Origin of the sequence: Nonomuraea candida, from assembly GCF_000725485.1 — a bacterium.
GTDB lineage: Bacteria > Actinomycetota > Actinomycetes > Streptosporangiales > Streptosporangiaceae > Nonomuraea > Nonomuraea candida.
Genome location: NZ_JOAG01000010.1, coordinates 260,123 through 268,885 on the forward strand (window position 1 = coordinate 260,123; position 8,763 = coordinate 268,885).

At 66.9% G+C, this 8,763-nt stretch carries 13 protein-coding genes and 1 tRNA gene; 8 read left to right on the forward strand and 6 right to left on the reverse strand.

The features are described 5' to 3' along the window. From IO39_RS11020 to IO39_RS11030, 4 genes are all read left to right on the forward strand, one after another. Complete coding sequence (locus IO39_RS11020) at positions 1 to 954, forward strand: TauD/TfdA family dioxygenase (RefSeq protein WP_052422724.1); 954 nt, start codon at positions 1 to 3, stop codon at positions 952 to 954. Beyond that, positions 954 to 1,724, forward strand: coding sequence for a class I SAM-dependent methyltransferase (locus IO39_RS11025; protein WP_043619872.1), 771 nt, complete (start codon positions 954 to 956; stop codon positions 1,722 to 1,724). Before IO39_RS11020 ends, IO39_RS11025 begins: the two co-directional genes overlap by 1 nt. Positions 1,725 to 2,284: 560 nt before the next feature. Beyond that, positions 2,285 to 2,605 carry a type II toxin-antitoxin system Phd/YefM family antitoxin gene (locus IO39_RS52460; RefSeq protein WP_084772669.1) on the forward strand — a complete coding sequence of 107 codons (321 nt, stop codon included), beginning with the start codon at positions 2,285 to 2,287 and terminating at the stop codon, positions 2,603 to 2,605. Further along, positions 2,602 to 3,024 carry a type II toxin-antitoxin system VapC family toxin gene (locus IO39_RS11030; RefSeq protein ID WP_043619874.1) on the forward strand — a complete coding sequence of 141 codons (423 nt, stop codon included), beginning with the start codon at positions 2,602 to 2,604 and terminating at the stop codon, positions 3,022 to 3,024. Before IO39_RS52460 ends, IO39_RS11030 begins: the two co-directional genes overlap by 4 nt. A gap of 78 nt (positions 3,025 to 3,102) precedes the next feature. Here the strand turns inward: IO39_RS11030 and IO39_RS11035 are convergent, their stop codons facing one another. The 3 genes from IO39_RS11035 to IO39_RS11045 all read right to left on the reverse strand — a co-directional run bounded on the left by IO39_RS11035 (position 3,103) and on the right by IO39_RS11045 (position 5,405). Further along, a complete protein-coding gene (locus IO39_RS11035) occupies positions 3,103 to 3,525 on the reverse strand; it encodes a hypothetical protein (RefSeq protein WP_043619876.1) in 423 nt (140 codons plus the stop codon). Then, on the reverse strand, positions 3,522 to 4,358 hold the full coding sequence (locus tag IO39_RS11040) for an IS5 family transposase (protein ID WP_043619998.1): 837 nt from the start codon (positions 4,356 to 4,358) through the stop codon (positions 3,522 to 3,524). Before IO39_RS11040 ends, IO39_RS11035 begins: the two co-directional genes overlap by 4 nt. A 591-nt stretch (positions 4,359 to 4,949) precedes the next feature. Further along, positions 4,950 to 5,405, reverse strand: coding sequence for a hypothetical protein (locus tag IO39_RS11045; RefSeq protein ID WP_052422725.1), 456 nt, complete (start codon positions 5,403 to 5,405; stop codon positions 4,950 to 4,952). A 116-nt stretch (positions 5,406 to 5,521) separates the two neighbouring features. On the opposite strand from IO39_RS11045, the gene IO39_RS11050 reads away from it, so the two are divergent. After that, positions 5,522 to 5,722, forward strand: a complete 201-nt coding sequence (locus IO39_RS11050; protein ID WP_052422726.1) for a site-specific integrase — start codon at positions 5,522 to 5,524, stop codon at positions 5,720 to 5,722. A 54-nt stretch (positions 5,723 to 5,776) separates the two neighbouring features. Here the strand turns inward: IO39_RS11050 and IO39_RS11055 are convergent. The 3 genes from IO39_RS11055 to IO39_RS56695 all read right to left on the reverse strand — a co-directional run bounded on the left by IO39_RS11055 (position 5,777) and on the right by IO39_RS56695 (position 6,731). Further along, positions 5,777 to 5,852 (reverse strand) — tRNA-Ala (locus IO39_RS11055). Between the two features lie 15 nt (positions 5,853 to 5,867). Then, complete coding sequence (locus tag IO39_RS11060) at positions 5,868 to 6,596, reverse strand: HAD-IA family hydrolase (protein ID WP_043619878.1); 729 nt, start codon at positions 6,594 to 6,596, stop codon at positions 5,868 to 5,870. Between the two features lie 15 nt (positions 6,597 to 6,611). Beyond that, a complete protein-coding gene (locus tag IO39_RS56695) occupies positions 6,612 to 6,731 on the reverse strand; it encodes a DLW-39 family protein (RefSeq protein ID WP_020542320.1) in 120 nt (39 codons plus the stop codon). Positions 6,732 to 7,313: 582 nt separating this feature from the next. On the opposite strand from IO39_RS56695, the gene IO39_RS11065 reads away from it, so the two are divergent. The 3 genes from IO39_RS11065 to IO39_RS52465 all read left to right on the forward strand — a co-directional run. Beyond that, positions 7,314 to 7,526 (forward strand): heavy-metal-associated domain-containing protein, encoded by a 213-nt coding sequence (locus IO39_RS11065; RefSeq protein ID WP_043619880.1) that lies wholly within the window; start codon positions 7,314 to 7,316, stop codon positions 7,524 to 7,526. A gap of 296 nt (positions 7,527 to 7,822) precedes the next feature. Beyond that, positions 7,823 to 8,542: a DUF8832 domain-containing protein gene (locus IO39_RS11070; protein ID WP_245641908.1), complete on the forward strand. Its 720-nt coding sequence runs from the start codon at positions 7,823 to 7,825 to the stop codon at positions 8,540 to 8,542. A gap of 26 nt (positions 8,543 to 8,568) precedes the next feature. Further along, positions 8,569 to 8,763, forward strand: a 195-nt coding sequence (locus IO39_RS52465; protein WP_157548172.1) for a cation transporter, incomplete at its 3' end; no start/stop codon positions are given.

Below are 8,763 nucleotides of genomic sequence, written 5' to 3' on the forward strand. Positions count from 1 at the left end.
ATGCTGAACAACTTCGCCACCACCGAGCACATCGACGGCAAGGGCCTGGTCGTCACCGCCGCCGACCGCGCCGGGCTCGACAGCGTGGACCGCATCGAGCTGATGACCGCGCTCGCCGAGCACGGCTACGTCGTCCTGCGCGGCTTCGACACCGACCCGACCACGTTCTCCACGCTCATCCAGAGCGTCTCCTCGCGGATCACCCTGGACCCGGCGCGCAAGTTCGCCGGCGGCAACGTGGCGCAGAAGATCGAGGCCGGGCTGGTGCCGCAGGGCCTGCACGTGGAGAACGGCGCCACCCCGTGGGTGCCGGACCTGGTGTGGTTCTACTGCGAGACCCCGGCCAAGGTCGGCTCGCAGACCACCATCTGCGACGGGCTGTACGTGTGGGACCGGCTGCCGGCGCGTACGCAGGAGCTGTTCCTGTCCACCCGCATCAGCTTCGCCCGGCCGATGCCCGAGGACAAGTGGAAGAACCTCGTCGTCCGCCTGCTCGACGGCGCCAAGACCGCCGACGAGGTCGTCTTCGACGACCTGCTGGCGGTGACCGACGACGGCGTGGACGTCAAGTACCGGCTGCGCCCCGACGGCTCCGTGCACTACAAGTACTTCACCTACGCCGCGCACACCACGTTGTTCGGCTCCGACATCGCCTTCGCCAACAGCATCCTGACCCCGTCGGTGAACTACGAGCCCCCAGTGATCGAGTTCGAGGACGGCCGCCCGCTGGACGCCATGCTGATGCGCCAGATCATCGAGGCCACCGAGCTGGAGACCGACGAGATCGACTGGCACGAGGGCGACGTCGCGCTGGTCGACAACAGCCGGCTCATGCACGGCCGGCGCAAGATCCGCGACCCGCTCCGCTCCCTCTACAACGCCCAGAGCTACGCCAAGGACGACGTGGTCGGCGCCGTTCGCGAGCGGGTGGCCACCACGCGCAGGGCCGCCTGATGCGCACCCAGTACGACGACATCGGCCAGTCCTACGAGCGGCTCAAGCGGGAGATGCCCCTGGCCAAGGGCCCCGAGCGGGCCACGGTCGAGGCCCTGACCGGCGCGGCGCTGACCGGCGGGACGCCGGCCGGTGGGACGCCGGCCGGTGGGGCGGCGGGCGGGTCCGTGCTGGACCTGGCGTGCGGCACCGGCTGGTACAGCAGGATCATCGCCCGCGCCGGCGCGGCGTCCGTCCTCGGGGTGGACATCTCCGAGGAGATGGTCGCCGCCGCCGAGCGGGCCGAGGCCCGCGAGCCGCTCGGCATCCGCTACAAGGTCCACGACGCCCGTACGCTCGGCGTCATCGGCCGATTCGACCTGGTCAACGCGGTCTGGCTGCTCTGCTACGCCCGCGACCGGTCCGACCTGGCCGCCATGGCCCGCACCATCCACGACAACCTCGCCCCCGGGGGCGTCTACACGGGCCTGGAGATGAACCCGCGCTTCGACTGGGCCGGCCCGAAGGCCACCAAGTACGGCCTGACCCACCGGCCCGACGCGGACTTCCCCGGCGGGAAGGAGCTGACGGTCACCGCGCACGTGGACCCGCCCATCTCGTTCCAGGCCTGCTTCTGGGAGGAGGAGCCGGTGGTCACCGCACTGCGCGAGGCGGGGTTCCGCTCGGTGGAGCTGGTGCCCGCCGTACTGACCGCCGACCAGGCCGCCGACCCGTTCTGGGACGACTTCCGGGCCAACCCGCCCATCGTCGGCATCCGCGCCGTCAAGTAGCCCCCGAAGCCCGTACGAGAACCGGCCCGCCAGATGAGGAGGAACCATTCCTGACCCCCACCACTGCCACCATGACCCGCCACGACCCCCGTGACCAGCCGGCGCAGATCAGGGACGGCCCGGACCGCGAAGACCGTCCCGCCCCCGCGGCCAGGATGACCAGGAGCACCACGGGACCACCCCTGGCCCGGGCGATCACCAGGGGTGAGGCTCCTTCCCGGCGAGCCTCACCCCAGACCACAGGCAAACCCCCGGACACAGCAACCCAGGTCGGAGACACGCACCCCCGACCTGGGTTTCTTGCTGTGGAGTCACGCTTCCGGCAGACCGGCGCAGGAAGCGGACATGCTCTGGAGCAGCGTCGACCCTGCTCAGGCAAGCATTGGTCGACGCCCGCCTCCCGCACAGCGGCCCCGTTGCTGCACTCTTCTGCACTACAGCTGCCTCTACGACCGCCGGAAGTGATCTCGGAGCACGCCTACTAGCTCGGCTCTCTGAACTGACGCGTTCGAATTGTGCTACTGGGTAGCACCGAATAGCACAAACTGTAGACTTGGAGCGTGAGCACTCCTGAGCCTGACCACTCCCACGAGATCTCGCAACGCGACCTGCGTAACCGGTCAGCGGAGATCATGGATGGCCTAGAACGTGGGGAGCGGTATGCCGTAACCCGCAACGGCCATCACATCGGTGACCTGGTTCCTCTTCGTCGCCGGCGCAGGGCTGTCTCGCGCGCCGAGTTCGCCGCCGTATCACGCGGTATGCCGCGGCTAGACGACCGTGAATATCGCAAGGACATGGACCATCACGTCAACGACGATTTCTACGACCCTTACGATCGCGCATACGGCAACCCTGAAAGCGCAGAGGACGAGGGATGAACCATGGCCTAGGGCTGCTCGATACGAACATCCTCATCTTGCGCGCCGGCATTGATCCGGACGAACTACCCGATGAGATGATGATCAGCGCCATAACCACCGCAGAACTCTCGGTCGGCGTCTTGGTGGCGACAGGGCCGCAGGAACTTGCTCAGCGGATGAAGATTCTGCAGACGGCAGAAGCCGAGTTCGACCCACTCCCCTTCGACGGCGCCTCGGCTCGCGAATACGGCCAGCTGTGGACAGCCGTAATCGCTTCGGGACGGAAACCTCGCCCCCGCACTGCGGATCTGATGATTGCTTGTGTGGCAATCGCGAACCAGCTTCCCCTGTACACCTGCAATCCCAAAGATTTCAAAGGCCTTGATCACCTCCTCACCATAGTTCCGGTAACCCGTCCGCAGTGGGGCGGAGCCTAAGAGGGCGGATCGTGAGTTGATGTCCTTTTGATCGCTTGCGCTGCATGAGGACAACTGGTCACAGGCTCGGCGCCAGGGTCACGAACGTGGCTGGATGAACAATCCCGGCTCGGATTCGACGAGGATGCCGAGGGCGGCCAGACGTTTGAGCTTGGCCCGGACGTTCTGGATGCTGTTCTGCGTCAGCGGCAGGTCCATGGCCATGGCCAGGTCGCGGGCGCGCAGGAAGCCGCCGGCTTCGCCGAAGACGGTGAGAATCTGCTGGTAGGCGGGGTGGCCAGGGACCGCAGGAGGCGGTTTGGCCGGGGCGGGGTCTTCCTCAGCGAGGGAGATGAGGGTCTTGCGGCTGATCCGCAGGTGCTCGACCTGCTCGGCGAGTTCGCCCAGACGCGCGGTGAGCGTGTCGATCTCTTCCTGGGTCTGCTCGCTCTGGCAGGTCAGGGCTCGTTCGCGGGCGTCGATCCGGTCCAGCAGCCACGTGCCGGGGTCCGCGCCGTTCACGCCGGGCGCCAGGCAGGGGTGGAGGTGCCGGTCAGCCGGCGGGTCATCACGTCAGTCATCGCCCAGTACACCCGTGATTCGGAGCTGGCCGGATCGTGTTCGTAGTCGCGTACCAGGCGGCGGTGCAGGGACATCGTGCCGTAGGTCTGTTCCACGACCCAGCGCTTGGGCTGGGGGACGAACCCGGCCTGATCGGGGTTGCGCTCGACGATCCTCACGTCGATGCCGCGGGTGGCGCCGTGCGCGACCACGCTGGTCTTGAAGCCCTGGTCGGCCAGGGCGGTCTGGACGCTGCCGGGCTCGGTGGCGGCGGCGACCCGGTCCAGCAGGGCGTTGCCGATGGCGTTGTCGTGGATCGAGGCTGCCGTGACCACCACCGCGATGACCAGGCCCAGCACATCGACGGCCAGCCCGCGTTTACGGCCGGGGACCTTCTTGGCCGCGTCCTTGCCGGTCGTGGTGGCGGGGACTCCGGCCGCGGCGCGCACGCTCTGGGTGTCGAGTACCACCAGGCTCGGGTCGGCTAATCGGCCGTGCTTTTCTCGTACCTGCCAGCGGAGCAGGTCGTGGATGGCCTTGTCGATGCCGTCCTGGCGCCACGTGCGGTAGTAATAGAGGACCGCGCTGCGTGGTGGCAGGTCGTGGGGCAGCAGGTTCCACTGGCAGCCGGTCCGGCTCTGGTAGAGCAGCGCGTTGACGATCTCGCGCATCTCGTATTTGCCCTGGTGGCCGCTGACCGAGGGGTGGGCGGCCTTCCACGCGGTGATCACCGGCTCGACCAAGGCCCATTGCTCGTCGGATAAGTCGCTCGCGTACGGCTTGCGCTCAGTCACGCCGTCATCCCAGCACATCCCGGCCTGCCAGGCAGGCATAACGCTACAGAATCACTCGATTACATTGTGACATCACGGCCATGGGCTAACGATCCGCCCTCTAAGGCGGAAATTATCCCAAGCGACAGCGAACGTCCGTTGCCGTATGACACACCTCAGGGGCTGCCATACCGGTTCACCGAGCGCGCTCGCGCGGCGCCCAGTCCCTCGACAACGAGCGCCGCCTGGAGCAACGCCTACGCTCGGTCACATTGTGAGTGCCCTTAGGCGTTCCGTGCTCGTCACGTGACACAGCCTCACCATCCATTCCTCCTCTCATTGGCCAGGAGCGCCTGGAGGCCGTCAAAGTCACCACCGGCCGGCGCGGTGCGGGCATCAGGGAAGTCCTTGCGGTATCGCCCAATCTTGAACCGTTATCGTGGTCCACGTGATCACGGGCCTGTGCATCCCACGCGATGACCTCAAGTCCTCCTGCGGCAGGGAACCGCGTCCGTCCCCGCCTCTTCACAAGGGCCAACGTGATGCAGCACAGTTGGCCGGAGCGGCTTCCCCTTGAGCAGCGCTTTGATTCACCCGGCGGGTACCGCAGGGTCATTCGGGGCCTTGGGCGGGAATCCCCTCGAGCCTTCCCCGGTACGGGTGCGGGCGTTCCCGGTACTCCTCCCACCAGAGCAGCGCCGCCAGGTGACTTGGCAGTTCGGGGCGGTACGACCGGATCACCTGGGGGTTCTGGGGGAGCGTGAGCAGGAATCGCCAGTACTCCTCGACCGCGCTTTTGACCGTGGGCATCGGGCACGAGGTGGGCGGGGGGCCGCCGATGTGGGTGAAGACTGCGGCGAGATTCGACATGCTCACCTCGTAGTCGTTGCCGTCGTAGCCAGCCGTCTCGCTGCGACCGGACAGCACGTCGTCGACTACGCAGAGCGCGTCGAGGCAGCAGTCGAACGAGAATCCCATGTCGAATGTCAGCCACAGGCCGAGATCGACGAGCTCCGGGTCTTCCGTGCGGAACTTGATCGACCGGTCGGAGCATTGATAGAAGTGCACTGGAACCCCTTGTGCTCAACAGTGGCGTCGATTTCACGACTGAGCGGCCTGAACGGGCGCGACGACGCCATGAGGAACAGGAAGGTACTCGATCGCGCTGGGTTGGTCAGTGCAGAGTGGACATCTCTCGCGAGCTACGGCACAGCTTCGTGTCGATCCTGTCGGACTCGGGAATCCCGATCGAGGCCATCTCGCGTTCGGCAGGCCATGTGAACACCGAGGTAACCGAGACGGTCTACCGCTTCCAACCACGGCCAGTGCTGATGGAAGGGGCAGAAGCCATGGACGGCATCTTCCCAGCGCAAGACGCGACGTAGTCACTCATATTCGCGCACCCCCGCCACGTGATCTTGAGCGGGGGTGCGTTGTGCTGGTGGAGCCTAGGAGATTCGAACTCCTGACTTCCTGCTTGCAAAGCAGGCGCTCTGCCAACTGAGCTAAGGCCCCTTCGACGAAGATAGCTTACCGGGCGGAGGAAGCTACCTGCGTCGTGCCGAGGTCGTCGCTCAGGATCAGGCTCGGGAAGTCGGCGATCGAGTCCAGGATGTGTGTCGCGCCGCCCTTGAGGAGTCGCTCCTTACTGTGTACGCCGGTCATCACCCCGGCCACGATCGATGCGCCGGCGCGCTTGCCGGCCAGCATGTCGCTTTCCGAGTCGCCGATGACGGCCACCTGGCGTACGTCGTCCACGCCCAGCCGGAGTACGGCGTGCAGGACCATGTCGGGCCAGGGGCGGCCGCGGCCGCCGGCGTCTTCGGGGGAGATGGCCAGGTCGATCTTGTCGTGCCAGCCGAGCATGCTCAGGACGCGGCTCAGGGTGGTGCGGCTGAAGCCGGTGATCACGGCGAGCTTGATGCCGGTGCCGCGGAGCTTGTCGAGGACCTCCAGGACTCCGGGCATGGGTACGAGACCCGCCCGCTCCAACGCCCCCTCATAGGAACGTTCGAACGTCAGGTTCGCCGCCTGGGCCTGAGCCTCGTTTCCGGGGAAGATCCCGCGGAAGACATCGATCTTGGGGCAGCCCCGGGACCGGTGCACGTGAACCATGGCACGCGCGTAAGCTCCGGTCCCGGGGACTATGCCCTGGGTCGCGATCGCCTCGGCGAATGCGCGCTCGACCATGGCGATGTCACCGACTGTGGTGCCTGCCAGGTCCAGGCACGCCAGCTTGATGGGGACGACGTCACTCATCGCCTCGCCGGTCGGTTAGTTCTCGCTGCCGGTCGCCTCGGTCCAGAGATCGAGCTCTGCGCGGTCGGCCTGCACCTTACGCCAGATCAGCAACCCCCCGAGGGCGATCAGCGCCAGAACGAGCAGCTTCTTCACGGTGTGACCCCACTTCTTCGACGGCCTCACCTGCCGGGGTGAGACCCAACGGTTGGACAGCAGCCTAGCAAGGGATGGCTGCGTCCCCTGTGTTGCGCACGGACCAGATGTGCGGAATGTGCGAAGGACGGGCGTTCAACCCCTGGTGGGGGCGCTATGCCCAACCCTTTTCGGACAACCTCCGCGACAACGCTGCTCCGGGCGCCCCAACTGGGACAACAGCTCGATCATGCCAAATATCCAGCTCGCGTGCGCGGATGGGGCGGGTCGGGCCGGTGGCCGGGGAAGGGGGCGGGGCTACCGTTTGACATACCCCTAGGGGGTATCGTACGTTCTGAACATCCGAGATACCCCCTAGGGGTAAGTGAAGAGGTGGTGATGGCGATGTCAGCGGCAGAACGGGAGATTCGCCGGCCTGATCCGCGTCTCGTCACACCCGACCCGGGACGTCCGCCATCCGTATCTGCAGGAGGCGACGTGACGCAAAACACACGGACGGCTTCGGTGAAAATACCCTGGGGGGGTACGGTAGTGAGCTGGAAAGAGCAAGGCGAGAGAACCATGACGCTTGAGGAGACGACCATGAGCACCGCCACCTACACCGTGAACGGCATGACCTGCGGCCACTGCGTGAGCTCGGTCAAGGAGGAGGTCGGCGGGGTGGCCGGTGTCACCGCCGTCGAGGTGGACCTGGCGAGCGGCCTGCTGACCGTGAGCAGCGACGCGCCCGTCGAGCGGGCGAAGATCGCCGCCGCGGTCGAGGAAGCGGGATACGAGATGGTGGATCGATCATGAACACGGCCGCCAGGCTCGGCACGTACACGCTGGGGCTGGCCGTTGTCTTCGGCGGCGCCCTGGGCGTGGGCACCGTGGTGGGACCGGCCGACATCGCTACGACGACGCATACGACGGCCGCACAAGACCGTGCGGCCGATGGCGGTGCGGGAAGTCACTCCGGAGGCCCGGGTGGTCATGCGGAGGGTACGGGCGGCCATGCCGGTGCCGGTCAGGCGGCGGGTGGGCATGGCGCCGGGGCCGAGCAGCAGCAGCAACGACAATCAGCACAGAGCAATACCCCTGGGGGGCTTCAAGTGTCGCAGAACGGCTACACGCTCAACCCGATCACCTCGATCACGACCGGCGTGCCCACGGACTTCGCGTTCACCGTGATCGGCCCCGACGGCCGGCCGGTCACCGGTTACGAGGTCGAGCACGACAAGAAGCTGCATTTCATCGTGGTCTCCCGGGACCTGACGACCTTCCAGCACCTCCACCCCGACCTGGCCCCCGACGGCACCTGGTCGGTCAGGCTGACGGTGCCGAAGGCGGGCGCGTACCGGGCGTTCGCGGACTTCACCCCCACCGGCGGGCAGCAGCTCACGCTCGGCGCGGATCTGCAGGCCGCGGGCGACTACCGGCCCGAGCCGCTCCCCCACGTCAGCCGTACGTCGGCCGTCGACGACTACACGGTCAACCTCGCCGGCGACCTGGTGGCCGGCCGGTCGAGCAAGCTCACGCTCACGGTGAACAAGAACGGCGAGCCGGTCACGGACCTGGAGCCGTACCTGGGCGCGTATGGTCACCTGGTGGCCCTGCGTGCCGGGGATCTCGCCTACCTGCACGTGCACCCCGAGGATTCCGAGCAGGCGGGCCCGGAGATCACGTTCTACGCGGAGGCGCCGAGCCGCGGCGACTACCGGCTGTTCCTCGACTTCAAGCATGAGGGCAAGGTCCGTACGGCGAGCTTCACCGCCACGGCCACCCTGTCGGACGGGCACGCCCCCTCCGCCACCCACGACCACAGTCACTGAGCCGGAACGCGTAGAAAGGAGAGGTGATGTCTTCCCTGACCGGAGCGGCCGGAGCCACTGGAGCAACCGGAGCGAGCGGAACGGCCGGAGCGGCCGGAGCGGCCGGGACGATCGAGGACAGGGCCGTCGAGCTCTCGATCGGTGGCATGACGTGTGCCTCGTGCGCGAACCGGATCGAGCGCAAGCTGAACAAGCTGGAGGGCGTGTCGGCGTCGGTCAAC